General features: G+C 40.1%; 17 protein-coding genes and 1 pseudogene. 4 read left to right on the forward strand and 14 right to left on the reverse strand.

Annotation, left to right across the window (positions count from 1 at the left end; all coding sequences use genetic code 11):
- Positions 1–278: 278 nt before the first annotated feature.
- Entirely contained in the window at positions 279–866 is a 588-nt protein-coding gene (locus M8E35_RS20830) for an RNA polymerase sigma factor (RefSeq protein WP_252472021.1), read from the forward strand.
- Positions 867–1219: 353 nt separating this feature from the next.
- Here M8E35_RS20830 and hypF read toward each other — a convergent pair whose 3' ends face one another.
- The 10 genes from hypF to M8E35_RS20880 form a co-directional block, all read right to left on the reverse strand.
- A complete protein-coding gene (gene hypF, locus M8E35_RS20835) occupies positions 1220–3484 on the reverse strand; it encodes a carbamoyltransferase HypF (protein ID WP_252472023.1) in 2265 nt (754 codons plus the stop codon).
- A gap of 166 nt (positions 3485–3650) precedes the next feature.
- Positions 3651–4667 (reverse strand): hydrogenase expression/formation protein HypE, encoded by a 1017-nt coding sequence (gene hypE / locus M8E35_RS20840; RefSeq protein WP_252472025.1) that lies wholly within the window; start codon positions 4665–4667, stop codon positions 3651–3653.
- A 9-nt stretch (positions 4668–4676) separates the two neighbouring features.
- Positions 4677–5759: a hydrogenase formation protein HypD gene (gene hypD / locus M8E35_RS20845; protein WP_252472027.1), complete on the reverse strand. Its 1083-nt coding sequence runs from the start codon at positions 5757–5759 to the stop codon at positions 4677–4679.
- On the reverse strand, positions 5743–5970 hold the full coding sequence (locus M8E35_RS20850) for a HypC/HybG/HupF family hydrogenase formation chaperone (RefSeq protein WP_252472029.1): 228 nt from the start codon (positions 5968–5970) through the stop codon (positions 5743–5745). Before M8E35_RS20850 ends, hypD begins: the two co-directional genes overlap by 17 nt.
- A 39-nt stretch (positions 5971–6009) precedes the next feature.
- A complete protein-coding gene (gene hypB, locus M8E35_RS20855; RefSeq protein ID WP_252472031.1) occupies positions 6010–6693 on the reverse strand; it encodes a hydrogenase nickel incorporation protein HypB in 684 nt (227 codons plus the stop codon).
- A 3-nt stretch (positions 6694–6696) separates the two neighbouring features.
- Positions 6697–7038, reverse strand: a complete 342-nt coding sequence (gene hypA, locus M8E35_RS20860) for a hydrogenase maturation nickel metallochaperone HypA (RefSeq protein WP_252472033.1) — start codon at positions 7036–7038, stop codon at positions 6697–6699.
- Positions 7031–7513 (reverse strand): HyaD/HybD family hydrogenase maturation endopeptidase, encoded by a 483-nt coding sequence (locus M8E35_RS20865; protein ID WP_252472035.1) that lies wholly within the window; start codon positions 7511–7513, stop codon positions 7031–7033. Before M8E35_RS20865 ends, hypA begins: the two co-directional genes overlap by 8 nt.
- 2 nt (positions 7514–7515) lie before the next feature.
- The gene (locus M8E35_RS20870; RefSeq protein ID WP_252472037.1) at positions 7516–8934 is read right to left on the reverse strand and encodes a nickel-dependent hydrogenase large subunit; all 1419 of its coding nucleotides are present in this window, start codon (positions 8932–8934) and stop codon (positions 7516–7518) included.
- A gap of 33 nt (positions 8935–8967) precedes the next feature.
- Positions 8968–9855 carry a hydrogenase small subunit gene (locus M8E35_RS20875; RefSeq protein ID WP_252472039.1) on the reverse strand — a complete coding sequence of 296 codons (888 nt, stop codon included), beginning with the start codon at positions 9853–9855 and terminating at the stop codon, positions 8968–8970.
- Positions 9856–10012: 157 nt separating this feature from the next.
- A complete protein-coding gene (locus M8E35_RS20880) occupies positions 10013–10630 on the reverse strand; it encodes a DUF3793 family protein (protein WP_252472040.1) in 618 nt (205 codons plus the stop codon).
- Between the two features lie 947 nt (positions 10631–11577).
- Between M8E35_RS20880 and M8E35_RS20885 the strand changes: the two genes are divergently transcribed.
- Positions 11578–11850 carry a hypothetical protein gene (locus M8E35_RS20885; RefSeq protein WP_252472042.1) on the forward strand — a complete coding sequence of 91 codons (273 nt, stop codon included), beginning with the start codon at positions 11578–11580 and terminating at the stop codon, positions 11848–11850.
- A 352-nt stretch (positions 11851–12202) separates the two neighbouring features.
- Here the strand turns inward: M8E35_RS20885 and ctfB are convergent.
- The 3 genes and pseudogenes from ctfB to M8E35_RS20900 all read right to left on the reverse strand — a co-directional run.
- Positions 12203–12400: pseudogene (ctfB, locus tag M8E35_RS20890) on the reverse strand (butyrate--acetoacetate CoA-transferase subunit B); the annotation flags it as partial.
- A 204-nt stretch (positions 12401–12604) separates the two neighbouring features.
- A complete protein-coding gene (locus tag M8E35_RS20895) occupies positions 12605–14608 on the reverse strand; it encodes a methyl-accepting chemotaxis protein (protein WP_252472044.1) in 2004 nt (667 codons plus the stop codon).
- A 526-nt stretch (positions 14609–15134) separates the two neighbouring features.
- Positions 15135–16031, reverse strand: a complete 897-nt coding sequence (locus M8E35_RS20900) for an SDR family NAD(P)-dependent oxidoreductase (protein ID WP_252472046.1) — start codon at positions 16029–16031, stop codon at positions 15135–15137.
- Positions 16032–16227: 196 nt separating this feature from the next.
- Between M8E35_RS20900 and M8E35_RS20905 the strand changes: the two genes are divergently transcribed.
- Positions 16228–16686, forward strand: a complete 459-nt coding sequence (locus M8E35_RS20905) for a MarR family winged helix-turn-helix transcriptional regulator (protein WP_252472048.1) — start codon at positions 16228–16230, stop codon at positions 16684–16686.
- Between the two features lie 186 nt (positions 16687–16872).
- The gene (locus M8E35_RS20910; RefSeq protein WP_252472050.1) at positions 16873–17283 is read left to right on the forward strand and encodes a peptide deformylase; all 411 of its coding nucleotides are present in this window, start codon (positions 16873–16875) and stop codon (positions 17281–17283) included.
- Positions 17284–17810: 527 nt separating this feature from the next.
- On the opposite strand, the gene M8E35_RS20915 is transcribed toward M8E35_RS20910, so the two are convergent.
- Complete coding sequence (locus M8E35_RS20915; RefSeq protein ID WP_252472052.1) at positions 17811–18221, reverse strand: YjdF family protein; 411 nt, start codon at positions 18219–18221, stop codon at positions 17811–17813.
- Positions 18222–18306: the final 85 nt, after the last annotated feature.

Genomic DNA, 18306 nt, shown 5'->3' on the forward strand with positions numbered 1-18306 from the left:
TTTCACCACTTTCTGCGGATCGACTTAGAATTTCTTTTGTAACATACAATTGGCAGAGTGATGAACAATGACACCTGGAGGAACATGCTCGATTCATTTTTGAAAAAGCTCTAAAAGCAGTTAATTTTGAAATCTTACAGTATTCTCCATATATAACACGTCCTTTATTTATTATCTATTTTAAACGTAGGATATGTTATTTTAGATAGCACAAATAACTATCTTTTGTATATTTTTATCGTCAAAAATATGATAATGAAAAATATGGGGGAATATTAATGCAAATCCGTGAAAATATTTATGGTCCAGATGAAATAAATAGTGAATTTTCGTTTGAAAACTTAATCTCAGAAAACGAGTCCAAAATTATCAACTTAATTTTTGGTATGACAGGAGATTATCATCTTGCTCAAGACTTAGCACAGGAAACCTTTTTGAAAGCTTTTAAATCCAAACAATCCTTCAACGGACAATCAAAGATTTCAACTTGGTTATATCGTATTGCAGTTAATACTACCATTGATTATCAGCGTAAAACCTGTGTTCGTAAAGAAAACCCTTCAAATGAATTACCAGAAAAAAGTGATATGAGTCAAGACCCAGATCAAAAATGTCAAAAAACCGCAATGCGGGATATACTCTTCGAAGCAATTTCTGAACTTCCGACTCAACTTCGAGAAGTCTATGTGCTTAGGGAAGTTAATGGTTGCTCCACCAAAGAGGTAGCTGAAATTCTGAATATATCTATCGAACTCGTAAAATGGCGCTTACACAAGGCCCGTACCCAGCTCCGAAAGTCCTTTACGGAAGGAAGCGCTTATAAGAATGTTGGTAAGTTTAAACTCAAACATACCGGAATAGAATAAAATATCATTTTTTTAAGTATAGTTTAATAAAGTTAAATGGGATAGGAAACAAAAAGTTCCTATCCCATTTATTGTGAATTATAACTTTAATGTATATACTTTCTGAAGACCCCTTCTCGCCATCCATGGCTACAGGGGCACTTGGCCATCCATGGCCGGCGCATAAGTGCAACTATGGCAGTCGCCTGCGCCTGAATTGAAGTTCGCTTAAAGGAGTTGATAAGGGAGATATGCGAAGAACTTCAATCCGAACTAATAGAACTGGAGATCATGCCCGACCAGTCTATTTGTTCCGGCGAAAGCTTTCTGGCTGTATCCACCAGACAGCGAAGTCCAGCTCAAGCTGCGGGTCTTTAATCATTTCCTACAATTGTATTAGCGATAATTATCTGTCCAATGGCTAAACCACTGTCGTTAGACGGTAAGTGGGTATGAGTATAAACTCCAAAGCCTTCTTTCTTCAGATTTTCAGAGATTTTCTTTAGTAAATAGGAATTTTGAAATACACCCCCACTCAAGGCAACTTCATTGATACCTGTGTCTCTTCTAAGGTAAGTGCACATACTTACACTTAAATTCACAATAGTATTTTGGAATTTCGAAGCCATGATTTTACTAGATACCCCATCAAGTTTATCTAGGATAACTTCTTTGATCATTTCATAAGGTTCTATGATATAAATATCCCGTTTTATGATGTTATAAGAATATGCTTCTTTAATTTCAATGTCTGATACCGCTTCAAGTTCAATGGCTGCCTGACCTTCATAAGTCACTTTATCCGTGATTCCAATAATATTTGATACTGCATCAAAGAGTCTCCCCACACTTGAGGTTTGAGGACAATTAATATTAGAATCTATCATAGTAATAAGATTTTTGGCGGCTTCACCATATAGTTCAAATAACCCACCACAAGCTTCTTTATTAGTCCCTAAGGCTTTATACAGATAAGAAACCCCCATTCTCCAGGGTTCTTTGATGGCCTTTTCTCCTCCAGGCATTTTAACATAATCAAGGTGCCCTACTCTGGTAAATTCTTTTCTATCACAGACCATAAATTCCCCACCCCAAAGCTTGCCGTCAGTCCCATAGCCCGTTCCGTCAAAACAAACTCCAATAACCTTTCGTTCTAGATTATTTTCGAACATGCAGCTAACTATGTGAGCATGGTGGTGCTGCACAGCTATTTTAGGCAAATTATAGTCTAGCGCGTACTTAGTTGACAGATATTCCGGATGCATATCATGAGCGATAAATTTTGGGGAAAAAGAAAACAACTCTTTATAACGCTCAATATTGTTTTTATAGTGCTCAAAGGTCTCTAAATTCTCTAGGTCCCCATTAAACTGGCTCAAAAACAAAAACTCGTCTTTACTGATACAAAAAGTATTTTTCATAGTTGGACCACATGCTAAGATATCCCTCATATTTGATGCCTTAAATGGCTCTGGTGCAAAGCCCCTGGCCCTTCTTATGATCGTTTGTTTTTCCTCCACCACCCTTAAGACCGAGTCGTCAATTGGTTGATAAATTTCCCTATTATGAATTAAAAAATAGTCTACAATCTCAGACAGACTCTTTCTAGCAGCGGAGTCTGTATATTCAATGGGAAGCCCATTCGCATTGGCACTTGTCATAATCAGAGCTTCAAGTTCATATGAAAACAATAAACTGTGAAGCGGGGTGTATGGTAGCATTACACCTAGAGTTTTCTGATTAGGCGCAATATTTCTTGCTAAATCATAGTTTTGCTTTTGATCTAAAATAACGATAGGCTTGCGGATTCCTGTAAGTAATTCTTCTTCAAGTTTAGTTACTTTGCAATGCTTTTTTATAGTTTCGACATTTTTCATCATTACAGCAAGAGGTTTAAAGGGTCTTCTTTTCCTAGTCCTCAATTTGTGGATAGCCGCTTCATTCCATCCATCACAGACCAGGTGATAGCCGCCTAAACCTTTTATAGCAAATATTCTTCCTTCCCCAATCTTGTTTTGAACAAACCTAATAGGATTCTTTATCTCTAATCTATTGCCTTTATTATCTTCAACCCAAAGCTCTGGACCGCAATCTTGACAGGCATTAGGTTGTGCATGGAATCGTCTGTTTGTAGGATCTGAATAGTCTCTTTCACATTCCTTGCACATTTTAAATTCATTCATAGTGGTTTTTTCTCTGTCATACGGGAGTGCTTTGATTATCGAAAACCTTGGGCCACAATTTGTACAATTGGTAAAAGCATAGCCGCTTCTCCTATTTGTTTTGCTTTTAATGTCTTCCTCACAATCCTTACAAATAGCTATATCTGGTGATATTAAGGTTATCTTATCAAATGTTTTTTTACTTTCTATAATTTCAAAAATGGAATAGTTTAAGACTGTTTCTTCTCTTACCGATATTTTTTCTATTCGGGCAAGTGGAGGTGGATTGTGTTCTATTCTTTGCAGAAATTTGTCAATAGTTTCTTTATAACCCTCAACATCAATGTGAACCCCGTCAGAATTATTATGAATGTATCCTTTTAAATCAAAGGAATTCGCAAGATTATAGACAAAAGGACGGAATCCTACTCCCTGTACGATCCCTTCAACCACAATGAAATATCTCTTAATATTCATAATTCACATCCTTATTTTAGATAAAACCAACTAAACCCTTCGTCCAATTATGTGTAAAGCCCTCAACCTAAACCAAGGCGGAGGGCTTTAGAATGTTTTGCATAGACTGGCACACTGACTTGTTATTTTTTGAATGTGCCTTAATGCCATTTACCGTTTTATTCACTTAGCATATCCTAGGAAGTAGAATTCCTGATGGCATATCCACGAGTCTCTTTCCTCCAACAACGGTATTCAAATACACTTTTTTACCCAATTCATCAGTTACTCTACCGATGATTGAGGCATTCGTACCTAATGGGTGTGTTCTCATGGCAAAAAGCACTTGCTCCGCCTGAGCTTCTGGTACGAAGGCACAGAGCTTTCCTTCATTGGCAATATATAATGGGTCAAAGCCTAACATTTCCGCAGCACCTTTCACTTCCTCTTTAATTGGAAGGAGATTTTCTTCAATAGCTATGGTTACATTGCTAAAGTCACTGATTTCATTGAGAACCGCTGCTATTCCCCCTCTTGTAGCGTCCCGGATCACATGAATTCCGTCGTAGACCTCTAACATGCAATCGACTAGTGTATTCAAAGAGGCACAATCACTGCTCAAATCTCCCTCAAAGCCGAAGTTGTTTCTTTCACATAATATCGTCATTCCGTGGTCTCCTATAGTGCCATTGACTATGATTACATCTCCAAGCTTAGCATTGGCACAATTTATATTGACATTTTCATAAATGACCCCAATTCCTGAAGTATTGATATAGACCCCATCGACGTTGCCCTTTTCAACAACCTTTGTATCTCCGGCCACAATTTTTACCCCAGAATTCTCCGCCTCTTCTGCCATCGTCTTCACAATAATCTTTAAGTCATCCATAGCAAAGCCCTCTTCAATAATAAAGGCGCATGTTAAATAAAGTGGTTTTGCTCCGCTTACGGCTAAATCATTGACCGTTCCACAAACAGCCAGTTTACCGATATTTCCTCCCTTAAAGAAAAGCGGATTCACCACAAAAGAATCTGTGGTAAACGCTAGTTTCTTAAAGTCTATCGCTAAGTGAGCTGCATCGTTCATCTGGTTTAATATATCGTTACTGAAGTATTTAAAGAATACATCGTTAATTAATTGGTTGGTTTGGGTACCGCCACTTCCGTGACTTAGTGTTATGGTACTCATTTTCTCCTCCATTTTCCCGGGTTATTTGTAATATCTAAAATAAGCTGCACAAGTGCCTTCTGACGATACCATGCAAGATCCAATGGGATTTTCCGGGGTACAAGCTTGCTTAAAAAGGGGACATTGAGTTGGATTTATCTTCCCTTTCAGTATCTCGCCACATCGACATCCCGAGCTGCCATCATACTCTTCATAACTAATTTCAAAATGCTTAAGGGCATCAAACTCTTCAAAATCACGATTAAACTCCAAGCCGCTTTTCGGAACCTTACCAATTCCTCGCCAATTAGAGTCAACAACATTAAAGGCTTTGTTCATGTACTCTTTAGCTTCAGAATTGCCGGAAGTTCTTACAATTCGTTTATAGTCATTAGCAATACTATAGTCCTTTTTGCTTATTAAACTTATTAAAGTACTTAAACCTTGAAGTATGTCTACAGGTTCAAAGCCAGTCACTACTCCCGGAATCTTAAAATCCTCGCTTAGAAATTCGTAAGCTTTGCTTCCAATAATCGCACTAACATGCCCCGGCAATAAAAAACCGTCCAAGTTCAACTCTTTATCAGTAACCAGTGCTTCCATTACAGGGGGCACAATTTTATGTGCTGTAAAGAAAAAAAGATTACTTAAGCTGTTATTTCTTGCCTCGATAGCCGTTACCGCAGTCATTGGCGCGGTCGTTTCAAAGCCTACTGCCAAAAAAATAATCTGTTTAGAAGGATTGTCCGCAGCAAGGGTGAGGCAGTCCATAGGGGAATACACTAATCTAATATCTGATCCTTCCGCCTTTTTCTTAAGGAGCGAGCTTTTTCTACCCGGAACTTTCATCATATCCCCAAAGGTTGCTATAATAACATCCTCTCGACTTGAAAGGTCTAAGGCGGTATCGATATAGCTCTGAGGAGTAACGCAAACGGGACAGCCCGGTCCGGATATTAGCTTCACATTCCCCGGAAGAACGTCTCTAATACCATACCTAAAGATTGCCATAGTATGTGTGCCACAGACTTCCATGATATTAATCTTATCCCGAGAAGAATTTTGCAGGGTTTCTAATAATAGTTTGGAATAGTCGCTCGATCTAAATTCATCGACAAACTTCACTTTCTGCTAACTCCTTTAATATATCAAGTGTAATTTTCGCCTCTACTTCGTCAATCATTTGAATAGCACACCCTGCATGTATAAGTACATAATCATCGACGGATACCTCCGGTACAAGATGCAAAAAGACCTTTCTTTTGATACTTCCAACTTCGATAATCCCCATCTTCTCCTCAATGCTCAAAACTCTTCCTGGAACAGCAAGACACACACTAATCTCTCCTTTTTTGAGTCCATAAAAGTATATTAATCAGATACATGCTTTATTAAATTGACTATTAATGTTCACTTGCTGACTTAACCATGAGCATAATTCATCGATACCCTGATCTTGGTCTTTAACACAGGATGTCTCGAAAATAGTCGCTAAGGCATTAAGCGAGTTAATGTCTTTGTAGAACTCAGCTTTATCGAAATTAGTCAGTTCCAATAAATCCATTTTATTTAAAATAATTGCCCCACTGTTCTCAAACATTCGCGGATATTTCAAGGGTTTGTCATTCCCTTCCGTGGTACTTAATACTGTGATCTTTATGTCTTCACCTAGTTCAAAAGCTGCTGGGCAGACTAAATTGCCGACATTTTCTATCACAAGCAAATCCACATTATCCAGGTTTAACGAATCTAAGGCACCTTTGATCATCTTTCCATCCAAGTGACAAGCTCCCCCTGTGTTGATCTGAACCACTGGGACCCCTTGTGCCTCGATTCTTTCGGCGTCCTTAGTTGTGTACAAGTCCCCTTCAATAACGGCAATTCTAATTCTATCTTTAAGTTTTGAAATGATCTTTTCCAGCAGCGATGTCTTACCAGAACCTGGAGAACTCATCATGTTAATAACATAGATCCCTTTTTCATTGAGCAATCGTTTATTTTGAGAGGTTATCTCCTCATTTGTATGGAGGATGTTGGCAACTACCTTAATCTCACTCATCGTTTAGTCTCCTTCAATGGTATTGATATAAAGCTCATACCCACAACTAATGTTAGTACAGAACTTGTTGCAACTGGGACATAGCTTATTAAAATGTTCTATCGGGAATTCCAGATTACACTCTTTACACTCACCAAGTGCGCTTACGATTTCTATGTTCAATGTGGACTCTTCCAGCATCGTACCTTTGATACAACTGTCGAAAGCAAACTCTAAGGATTCAGGCATGACACCGGATAGCTCTCCTATTCTTAAAGTTACATTATTTATTTTTGTTAGCTTATTATCAAGGGCTTGCTTGGTGACTATTTCAATTACGCTTTGGATAATCGAAACTTCATGCATTAGTTTCACCTAAGACTACTTTGACATCTAAGAGTAGCTCTTTCTTAATATTCGCAATCACTTCAGGTATTTTAGCATACATCAGGTCCGTCATTTCTAAATTAACCGAGATTGTTTTCGGTTCTATTCCAAAGATAACAACCTCAGGATATTGACCCATCATATTTGCCATTTTCACAACATCCAAGATCTGAACATCATGAATAGAAAGGTTTTCTTTTTGATAATTCTTAATGTCTTCCGGTTTTATTTTGTAGATAGTACCCGGTTCTAAACCTGCTCTCAAACAATCGACCACAATTATCTTTCTATAGTCCAGAAAGTAGCCCAGTGTATCTAGGGTGGAAGTACCTCCATCGACTAACTCAATCGTCGATGGAAGCGTTTCATTTTCAAGTTGTGTTATGACATGAACTCCCACACCATCATCCTGCAGAAGAATGTTACCAATTCCTATGATGACAGTGTCCTTCATCACTAAACTCCTAGGGGTTGTACCACAAAGTTAGACATTTCCAGTCCCTCTGGAGACATCACATGAACGGAACAACCTGTGCAGGGATCGAAGGAGTGAACGATTCTTAAAAGCTCCACCGGTTGAGCAGAATTTGCGACCTTAGTTCCAATTAAAGCCTTTTCCATCGGCCCTACAATGCCGGCATCATCCATCGGCGAAGCGTTCCAGCAAGTTGGAGTAACGATTTGGTATTTCGTAATTTTAGAACTTGCAACCGATAACCAGTGACCGAGTGCTCCTCTGGGTGCCTCAGTTAACCCTATTCCAGAGCCAGAAGCAGGAGTTCCTAAATTAGTAAACTGATTTTGACCGACAACCACTTGATTCAACCATGTTTGCATATTAACCGCAATTTTATTCGTTTCTGTGTAGCGCGCTAAGTGCCTGTCCATGACAGAAACATCGCGACGATACTCTCCCGTGAGCCATGTTCTTGCTATGCTACCCGCTTCATAAGCGGCTCCATTATATCTTGGGGCCTTTAACCAAGTGTAAGCACCTGCTTTACCAAAGCTTGGAGTCGTAGTCTCGGATGCCGGATTATAACCGGATGGTGAAGAATACCAAGAATGCCCTACATATTCTTTGATATTTGTCTGTGTAAAGCTCCCGATCGTGCCGTTAGTTACCGTTCCTGCCGGATATAGCTTATTTCCAGACGTATTTGTATCAAAGACCCCAAAGGATATCAAATTGCCATACCCTTTGCCTACCGTATAATAGTCGCTATATGTTGACGCTAATTTGTTGACGTCAGTTGCATACGTAGTTTGGATGAACGTAGTAATAGTATTTAAATAATTGCGGAAGTTTGTAATGTCTGTCGCGGACGGGATTGCGGTAACTCCACCAGGAACTACGTTGCCGACATGGGGAAGCTTTCCGCCAAAGATGGCTCCCATTTCATGTGCTTGTCTTCTTATGGATAATGCTGCTACATAGTTATTAATCAAGGCTTGACTATCGGTCGCATTAAATCTGAAATCCTGCGTATATCCAGGCGTCCACGGGTGCATTTGTGGGCCTTGAACATAGTCCATTAATGCTAGTTGGTAAAAGTGCAAAACATTACTAGAGATGAAGTTAGCACCCTGAATCAAGTTTCTTAATAATAAGCTCTGAAGACTTGGCGTAAACCCTGCGGCTTGTTCAGTAGCCTTTGCGGAAGCAATAGCGTGAGAAACTGGGCAAACTCCACAAATTCGTTGGGTTAGAAACGATGCATCCTTCGGACCCCTTCCGATCAGCATATTTTCAAAATCCCTATATAAATTACCCGTTGCTTGAGCAGCGGTTACAATATTATTGGCATCAAGGGTTACTGAAACTTTCAAATGTCCTTCGAGTCGAGTAATCGGATCTAATACTATTGTACTCAATTTATTTCATCCCTTCCCTTAATAAATTACTCATTATACCTTACATAGAGGATTCGCTGGGAAATCAGGATTCGCACACCCTATACAAGGATAGTTAACCCCAATGCACCATGCTTGTCCATTATTCCATTTCATTGAAGGGCATACATTTTGAGTACCAGGTCCTTTACAGCCTACGTTTTTATAACAACCATATTGCCCCAGTTGTTTTACAACAGTGGTTCCTTTTCGCGGACACATACTATGGATCTTTGTTCCAAAATAGTTACTTGGTCGGTTAGACCTATCAAGTGAAGGAATGCCAATGAGAATTAAATCTAAAAGTGTTTGAATAAGAACCGTTGGATGAACCGGGCATCCAGGTAGATTAACCACAGGGTTTACAGTCTTTCCACTAAGTAAAGAGCTGGCGGTTAGACAACCCGTTGCATTGGCTCCTGCAGCCGAAACCCCTCCAAAGGAAGCACAAGTTCCTGCTGCAACCACATATTTTGCCATTGGTCCATACTTTAAGACAGCTTGTTCCATGGTTAAGTGAGTTCCATCAACTTCTCCAATGACACAATAGTTTCCATTGGCACCGGTTGGTACTGCACCTTCAACCACTAGAATAAACTGGCCATTGTATTGAGTTGCACTTTGGTCTAAGGTTTGCATTGCTAGGTCACCAGAAGCGGTCATTAGGGTGCTGTTATACTTCATGCTGATTTTATTTAAGAGAACATTGTCAATAGTAGTGGGATTAGTAACATTTAACGTCGATACTGTACAACCTGAGCACCCTGATCCTTGAAGCCAAATAATCGGTGGATCTGTTTCAGCTGCAAGAACATTGCTAACACTACCAAGACTGACTTCTATACCTAGGGCTACTGCTGCTGCAACGGACCATTTTAGAAATTCTCTTCTGCTGATTTGCATAATGTCCCTCCTTAATCTATGGAAACCCGAATGTCATACTCTACCCAGTCAAGCTTAAGCATTAATGATAAACATTCTCAGTGTTCGATCTAAAAATTACTCCTTTTATTCAGGAGCATTACAGACCTTTCCCTTTTTCCCTTCGGGTGGTTTAATGCTAGTTAACCATCGGGGAAATAAGTTCTCTTACTTTTTTCCGCGCTTGCAAAAAACTCTCGTACCTCTTATTAGACAACTTGTCATTACCGTATATTTTCCACCCATTTATCTTCACCAGTTTCAATGAAGGATGGCCCATATATCCCAGTACGTCTTTAAATGGATAGCCTAGAAATAGGCCTATTTCATGAGGAAAATCCTTTCTATTTAACCTTGTAACTAAAAAATCAACATAGCCTTCTACAGAGTATTGTTCTGGATAGCCCAAACCTCGAAGAAATCTTAAACTTACTTTGCTGCAAAGTGCATTATCTAGGGAAGTAGAATGATAAAACAAAACTTGTACTCTTCCATTTTGTTTTTTTATTTCTCTAAACTTGATGTTTTTATCTCGCAAAAAGTAGACTCTTAATTCTTCTAAAGCCAAGTTTTTTGTTCCGCCTTCGTTAATAGGAATATTTAGCAATTCAGCTGGTTTAACTCCCACCATGGTAGAGCCAATAAGGTCCAATAAGCGAATCAAATAACCATCATAGCATGGTTTTTTGTTAAGCCAATCACTCATTCCTTTCAGCTGTTCAAATACTTCCTGGTCCTCCAGTATTGAAGTTTCCATTACACTTCCCCCTCTTCCGATTTTAAACGGGAACCTTCAGTTCGATATCTTTATTAAGCATATGTATTTTGATCATTTTAAAAAGCTCTCTCTTTATAAGGATTCTAATTACTCAACTATTTATTAAGCGCTTCCACTTCTTTTTTTGTCTATCCCTGATAGTTAACTATTAACCAAGGCCCTTTTCTTACAGAATATAGCATAAATATATTAATGCTTGAAAATGATAATTAATCTCATTTATATAAGCGATATTAGCATTAATAATTAGTTTGGTCAATGGTAATTTTAAACTGTGAAGATCAACTCATTAGCTATTTCTTTGACAGTTGCCGATGTGGCGGCTTCAAGCGAATTTATGCGTAAGCATTTTGGATTTCAGGACCAATATAATGACTATGGATTTGCTTACTTAATTCAGGAGAAGAAGTCATACAACTGGCACCTAATAGAATGCTGTTAAAGGCAACTACGGTTCTAGCTTTAGTGGAACAATCAATAAATTAAAGGGGAATGGCCATGGACTTTCCTATACCGGAAAAATGGAATTTTTCGGATTCAGGCTGGCAATATTTCACAAAAACCTTCCGATAACATATAATAACATCGTGTGTGTTTAGTTTTACGAACACTTTACAAACCGATAATTTAGGTTTAACACTTTTTTGTACTACCCAGAAAGTATAACTTTAATGTATATACTTTCTGAAGGCCCCTTCTCGCCATCCATGGCCGGCGCATAAGTGCAACTATGGCAGCCGCCTGCGCCTGGAGGCTTTTACGATAAGCTAACCCGTGCGAAGACGTGTCTTCGCTCTGATGAGTTAACACGTGCGAAGACAGTGTCTGCAAGAAGGGCTAATGCGTGCGAAGACAATGTCTTCGTGGGCGCCAGCCAAGTTTTCTAAATAGAATGAGTAAAACATGAGCGAATTAAGGAGGTTCTTATGTATTGGCATTTCCATTCTGAACTATCAAAGTTAGGTCAGGAAATTGAGCAGTTATGGGCACCAGAACTGCGTGGTGCTAGTGATGAGGCAACATTCTTTGCCGCCAAAGGAAAGGTCTTGGATATTCTAAACGTGTTATACGGTGAAAAATCCAGAGAGTTCCGAGTGGTCAAACTGACCAGTTCACCTGCCACTGTCGTTAAAGTTGTAAATCATGTTATGCGCAAATCGGACATGAACTCACCCAGTTCTAAGGTTGTCAACCTGTAATTATTCGACCTTCAATAAAGCATGCATAAGCAAAACAAGATGAGAGGAAAATCACCTCTCATCTTGTTTACATATGGGGATTAAAATTGGAATCGCAGTCCAATTGAGGACAAGAATGGCTGCTATATAGATTAGCAAGTAAAGGGGCTCCCGATGGTATCCCAAAAACTTATACTTTCTGATATACCTAAAAAAACCGCGGCTAAGCTACTGCCTCGGTCCCTTTTATGATCTTCTCTGATATTTCTATTTTATATCATCCCGCTCCTCTTCCGGGATCCCAAGAAGGATGAGCGCCTAGGTGTAGGTCAAATTCGTCACTGGTGACGAATTTGGATTTAAAGCCGCCATTTTTTGTGGTGTGCTCCATGGCAACAATAACGTGTCGTGCACCAACTACCAGGTCCATTGCTCCACCCATCCCATGAACCATTTTACCTGGAATCATCCAATTTGCTAAATTTCCTTCTTCATCGACTTGTTATGCTCCGAGGACTGTAGCATCCAAATGACCGCCCCGAATGATGGCAAACGATGTGGCGCTATCAAACTGCTCCCACCTGGCAAGATAGTGGAAGCAAACCGAACACGGCAGACGGAAATGTCGACATTATTGACTGCTTTAACAGTGGCATAGGACTTACTCAATTGATTTACCTTGATTGTTGTTTCCACGCTATCGAACCCTTCTTAATCTTTTCTTTGTATAAAAAGAATAACACCAGAGCAAAGTCTGGTGTTATTCTGGAGGGTTCTACTCATAACCGACGATGATAAATTTCTTCACCATATTTTGAAGATCTTTCGCTGCATCATTCATCTGCCGAGCGTTAACGGCCATTTCTTCCATCGAGGAGGTTTGCTCTTCCGTAGCTGCTGAAGCTTCTTGGGTAGAAGCAGCGCTCTCTTCCGCTACTTCAGCAATGCTATTCATAGTCTCTACCATGTTTTTGACCTCCCGGCCAAGCCCAAGCGCAGCGAAGGAGATACTGCCCGTTTCCGTCATAACCTGCTCGACGGCTCCTTGGATATCACGAAGGGAATCTTGTGTTTCATTGACTGCTGATTCCTGAGCGCTCACGGCTTCGCTTGCCAGCAGTACCTCCTCCTCGGTTTCAAAAATCCCTTTCAAGATTTCCTGGATCAGACCGGCAATTTCCCGGGTAGCAACCGTAGACTTTTCCGCCAGTTTGCGCACTTCTTCGGCGACGACTGAGAAACCCTTTCCCTGCTCCCCTGCTCTGGCCGCCTCAATGGCCGCATTCAAGGCCAACAGATTGGTTCGAGAGGCAATATCGTTGATAACATTGACGATCTGTCCGATTTCATCCGATTTATTGGCCAAAGCATTAATTTTATTGACCACGCCCGTTGAAGCCTTTTTATTTTTTTCCATGGCATCAAATTGGGTAGCAATGGCCCGGAATCCTGTTTCCATTGTTTTATGGGTTTCCCCGCTGACCTTAGCCAGATGTCCCGTACTATTTTTTATCGCTGTTATTGCCTTATTGATTGCTTCAATCATATCTGTTCCTTGTTTTACGGACAAAGCCTGGGTATTGGCACCTTCGGCCAAACTAGAGATGGTTATGGCAATCTCTTCAGCAGCCTTACTGGTTTCATCAGCATTAGCCGCCATCTGCTCTGAAAAAGCGCTTACTTGGCCTGTCGAGTTCCCAACACTCTTAACCAATCCTTGCATTTCTTCTACAAATAGGTTAAAGTACTTGCCCAATTCACCAAGTTCGTCTTTAGATTGCTCCTGAACTCTTATGGTAAGATCTCCTTTCCCTTCGGCTGCCCCTTTCAGAATAGCCAATACCCCACCAAGGGGCTTGATGACCAATCTCCTGACAATCAAAGCCATGGCAAGAATAAGAAAGACAGCTAAGACTACAGAAACCAGCCCTATTCTTTTTGTTGTTTCCCCAATCAGGCTGTTGATCAGTCCGGTATCATCTCCGATGAACATCATACCGACAATTTTATTGTCTACATCAACAATGGGCGAGTAAACAGCGCTGTATTCGGTGCCACTAATATTGGATTGACCATAATATATTTGTCCTTTCTTTAACACATCCTCGGTTATTTGCTGGTTTTGCAGTTTAGTTCCAATAATCCGCTCCCCTTCTTCATCCAGAAATGTAGTCATTACCCTCTCCTCGCCAATGAAAACAGTAATTTCCGAATCAAACAATTTCTTAAACCTGTCGACAAAGGCTTCGCTGCCAAATGAATAGCCTGTAGAAATAACTCCGATAATGTCACCATTGGCATTTCTAAGAGGAGAACCCGCGCGGATAGAAAGCCCGGCTTCTTTTCCTTCTTCGATCCCAACACTTTTTTCTCCCCGAAGGGCTTTCTGAATATCGATTTGACCGGCAATACTGTCCCCGAATTTCTCCGGTTCATGGGCCCTGACAAAAACCTTGCCTTCTAAGTCCGTAATCAGAAAATAGTCCACTCCGAAAGACTCCATTGCCAATCGTCCGAGTTCAATAGCCGTCTTGCGGTCGCCCACCTGATAGGCCTGGAGCAGATTGGCGGAACTTTCAAACCAGCCTGCTGCATTCAAGGCCTTTGCTTTCATCATGTCTGTTTCTGACTGAAAAGCATCTGCTTTTTTGTTTAAATTCTCCTGATAAAACCCGGAAAGGTTTTCATTGATGCTCCCATGAATGCTGTATCCCAAAAGAAAAACCGCTACAGCCATTACGAGAACCACGGGGATAATAATTTTTTTACTTAAACTCATGCCACGACTCCTTATCTGCACTCCAATACTAGAAAGCCGCCCTGCAGGCGCCTATACCTTTCTAAGTGACAATGTTATTCCAGCAAGTGAACTCTTTTTCCATTCTCTTGTCTCCTTCCAATCGTCCCAATTGCCTGAAATACTGTCCACGTTGATTCTTTTGCAGACGGCTAGGGGCCTTTTAATGAAAACAGTTATGTAAAGTAATTGAGTATGATTATCAATTTCATTAGCAAGTAAATATTACCACTAGGTTTTTATTCTTGTCAATATGTTTTTTCCCAATTTGAGACAAACTAAAGCTGTAATGTTTATTAGCGTTTCCTGTATGAGTTTAATGGAAAATATAATATGCTGTAAAACTGTCTAAAGAGAAAAAAGCACCTGCTTTATTTTGCAGATGCTTTAATACTCATTCAAAACCAACTAAAATGCTACCAATCAATTTGTTCAGGGTACTCCAATTTGAGACTGATGAAATAATCACACATCAGAACTATATCGCAATAAAGATTAGGCCGAAAATTTACTCTTCCTTATATATATTTATTCGTTCTACAAAACCTCTACGTTGCAACAATTCTTTAGTTTCATTCCAAAGTTTATTTTGCATAGTAATATCTCCGCCAGGGTATGCAGGAATAATAGACTTGCCGGTTCCAACGTTAAAATAGCCACCAGTCACTCCTTGATATTGCGACCCTAAAATTAAACGAGTAATAATGTCAGCTCCTTTACGGGGATCTCCAATATGCAAATATTTCAAAATGCGTTCAAGCGCAGAAGAAAACCAGAGCTCACGCCCGAGACCAGTCACATTAAACCCTGGATTTAGTGCATTAACAGTGACTCCAGTTCCAGATAATTGAAGTGCCAGTTCTCCAGTAAACATAATATTAAGAAGTTTGGTTTTCCCGTAAAGCGCAGAGGAACCTCTAGTAGTAAAAGCAGATGTATCTGTCAGATCCTCTGGAAGCTTAAGTTCACCATGGTTGCGCGATGCTTCAGAAGCAACGTTGACAATCCTAGCGTTTCCTGACTTCATTAACGATTGCTGTAATGTATGTGTCAATAGCCATGGTGCCAAATAGTTCACTGCTATCATTTCTGCAAAGCCTTCTGAGGTTATTCGTTGCTCAAAAGCATGCAGTCCTGCATTATTAACCAGTGCATCAATCTTTGGATATGCTGCTTTAATCTCTTTTCCAATCCGCCTGACATCTTCCATTAATGACAGGTCTCCGAAAAAAAAGTCTAACTCTGTCTTTGGCTCAATATCTTTTAACATTCTTTTGGTAGTTTCAGCCCTCTCCTTGCTTCTAGCTGTCAGTACAAGATGAGCACCTCGCTTTGCTAATTCGATTGCCACAAGTTGTCCAAGGCCACTAGTAGCACCTGTTATTACTACAATTGGATAAATCATTGTATTAATCCTCCTATAAATTAGTATCATTATTGGTATTTCATATTAGATGGCTACACTCCAGATTGGGTTAATGCTGCTATTTATATACTTGACATGTTAGAGACAAATTTATATAGTTGACATATATCAAGTATATAATATATTTGATATATGTCAACTATATTGTTGCAAACACGTTGAATTGAGGTGAACTATGGAGGAATATACTAAAAATACTACAAGAGAACAGTTAGAACTGAAGCTCGGCGAACAGCTAAATGCACTTATCAGTGCATCACATGCACTCAATGTCAGAACTGCAGCACGTTTCGATTCAACATTACAGCCTGCAGCTTTTCTCATTATTCGATGGCTCTTTTCATTTGGCCCAACAAATGCTACAGTTTTAGCTGAATCAACTGCGATGGATCGTAGCTCTGTCAGCCGCCTTGTCAATCAACTCAAGCGCTTGGGTTATGTTAAAAGTGAAACATCTCCTGATGATCGTCGAGGAGTACTTTTATCTTTAACTGAACTTGGACGTCAACAGACGATGGATGCTTTAATAGAAAAAGAATCCACATTCTATAAACGCATTTCAAAGTGGGAGAATTCTGAACTTGAAAAGTTTATTAAGTTGCTTAATAAATTTAACGGGAATGAATGCCAATAATATAATCCATTGGCATATGTACCCATCAAGCATATCAAAAACGCACTCATTTCCGAGTGCGTCCATTGCCTTAATTCTTCTTCTGTCCTCAAGTTGCAAAGTAATTATCTTAATAAAGTTAATGCAGTATCTACTTAAGTACCATAATCAGAATTCATATAAATAAAGCACTCAAGGAGAGTTAGTATGATCAGGCCAATTTGTAAAGATATCATTATTTTAAGCCAAAAATCGGTTCCGGCAACCAAGGCGGATATGCCGGTGTTAGATGACCTCCTGGATACGTTACGAGCAAATGCGGATCGGTGTGTTGGCATGGCGGCTAACATGATCGGTGTCAATAAGCGCATCATCGCGTTCAGCATCGGGCCGCTGAACATACCCATGATCAATCCGGTCATCACAAAGCGTGCCAGCCCGTATGAAACTGAGGAGGGCTGCCTGTCACTGGAGGGCGTACGAAAAACTACCCGTTATCAGTCCATTGAGGTAGAGTTCTTCGACCGGAACTTCAAGCAGCAGAAGCAGAACTTTACGGGCCTTGCTGCGCAGATCATTCAGCATGAGATCGATCACTGCGACGGAATCCTAATCTGAGCGTAGTAAGATGTTATTCACGTTTTTAGAACGCGACTATAAGCATAATGTGCTGCTCATATTTCAATTTGAGCAGCACATTATGCTTATATGCGGAAAAGGAAACGTTCAACAGGGAATTCTCGATCTGGTCGGGCTGTCAAAAAAAATGACACAAGGGCTTCCGTGCAACGTTGTTCCGAGCGCCTTTGTGCTCTTTAAAAGTTTCTCCGCCTCTACCCTCCCCTGACTATTGAGCAAGAAACTATTGAAAGGTTTTGCAAAACTCTTGTAAAAATCTTGGAAACAAATCAATATTAAAAGTCCTCCATCGTTTTCGATTGATAGAGGACTATAGGAAGATGAGTTTTTCCACAGTAGACCTGGCCGATCTCGTAAACGTACAACTTGTAATGTGAATGTTGAAGACGGTGCGGGAATACAAAACCTTAAACGATGGTACTATGGACATAACCATCCCTTTATAGGACGAAAAAATTCAAAGAGCGCGAAAAAAGACCCGGGATTACCCGGGAAGGTTGGCATCCTTATTTTCCTCTGTGTTTCTGCTTCGCTTTTCGAATAGCAATTTCACGCTTCTTGGCTTGAGCCGCTTCTTTCATCTGGCGACTGGTGATCTGCCGTTCTTGCTTGTTCTCTTCCAATTGGACTCTAAGCGCTTCTTGAGCTTTTGTAGAGATACCATGAGTGTTGATTTCCTTTGCTGCGATTCTAGCTAAACGTTTAGGATTTACGGCACGTTCGACAACTGTTTTGACCGTTACTGCCTTAGGAGGGTTTATTAATAACCTCAATATTGTGCGATCTAAAAAATCAAGTACGTCTGCGTCATGGGGTTCCGTACCGAAAACAAACCTCATCGCAATTAGCTTAGAATCTAGACATTCTTCAATGACACCAATCCAAAATTGCCCATTATGATAGATTGTCAATTTCATCTTGATCCCCCCTCTAATTAATAATTAGAGAACGATGGACATCCCGAGGGGGAAGGTTACTGACATTAGCAAGACAACTAATGCA

The organism is Desulfosporosinus nitroreducens, assembly GCF_023897015.1.
Taxonomy (GTDB): domain Bacteria; phylum Bacillota; class Desulfitobacteriia; order Desulfitobacteriales; family Desulfitobacteriaceae; genus Desulfosporosinus; species Desulfosporosinus nitroreducens.

Bases quoted from the DNA above. Each gene is read 5' to 3' on its own strand.
- M8E35_RS20830 (WP_252472021.1), top strand. From the start codon at position 279: ATGCAAATCCGTGAAAATATTTATGGTCCAGATGAAATAAATAGTGAA.
- M8E35_RS20900 (WP_252472046.1), bottom strand. From the start codon at position 16,031: ATGATTTATCCAATTGTAGTAATAACAGGTGCTACTAGTGGCCTTGGA.
- hypA (WP_252472033.1), bottom strand. From the start codon at position 7,038: ATGCATGAAGTTTCGATTATCCAAAGCGTAATTGAAATAGTCACCAAG.
- hypF (WP_252472023.1), bottom strand. From the start codon at position 3,484: ATGAATATTAAGAGATATTTCATTGTGGTTGAAGGGATCGTACAGGGA.
- M8E35_RS20895 (WP_252472044.1), bottom strand. From the start codon at position 14,608: ATGAGTTTAAGTAAAAAAATTATTATCCCCGTGGTTCTCGTAATGGCT.
- M8E35_RS20885 (WP_252472042.1), top strand. From the start codon at position 11,578: ATGTATTGGCATTTCCATTCTGAACTATCAAAGTTAGGTCAGGAAATT.
- M8E35_RS20880 (WP_252472040.1), bottom strand. From the start codon at position 10,630: ATGGAAACTTCAATACTGGAGGACCAGGAAGTATTTGAACAGCTGAAA.
- M8E35_RS20910 (WP_252472050.1), top strand. From the start codon at position 16,873: ATGATCAGGCCAATTTGTAAAGATATCATTATTTTAAGCCAAAAATCG.
- M8E35_RS20905 (WP_252472048.1), top strand. From the start codon at position 16,228: ATGGAGGAATATACTAAAAATACTACAAGAGAACAGTTAGAACTGAAG.
- M8E35_RS20915 (WP_252472052.1), bottom strand. From the start codon at position 18,221: ATGAAATTGACAATCTATCATAATGGGCAATTTTGGATTGGTGTCATT.
- M8E35_RS20875 (WP_252472039.1), bottom strand. From the start codon at position 9,855: ATGCAAATCAGCAGAAGAGAATTTCTAAAATGGTCCGTTGCAGCAGCA.
- hypE (WP_252472025.1), bottom strand. From the start codon at position 4,667: ATGGAGGAGAAAATGAGTACCATAACACTAAGTCACGGAAGTGGCGGT.
- hypB (WP_252472031.1), bottom strand. From the start codon at position 6,693: ATGAGTGAGATTAAGGTAGTTGCCAACATCCTCCATACAAATGAGGAG.
- M8E35_RS20865 (WP_252472035.1), bottom strand. From the start codon at position 7,513: ATGAAGGACACTGTCATCATAGGAATTGGTAACATTCTTCTGCAGGAT.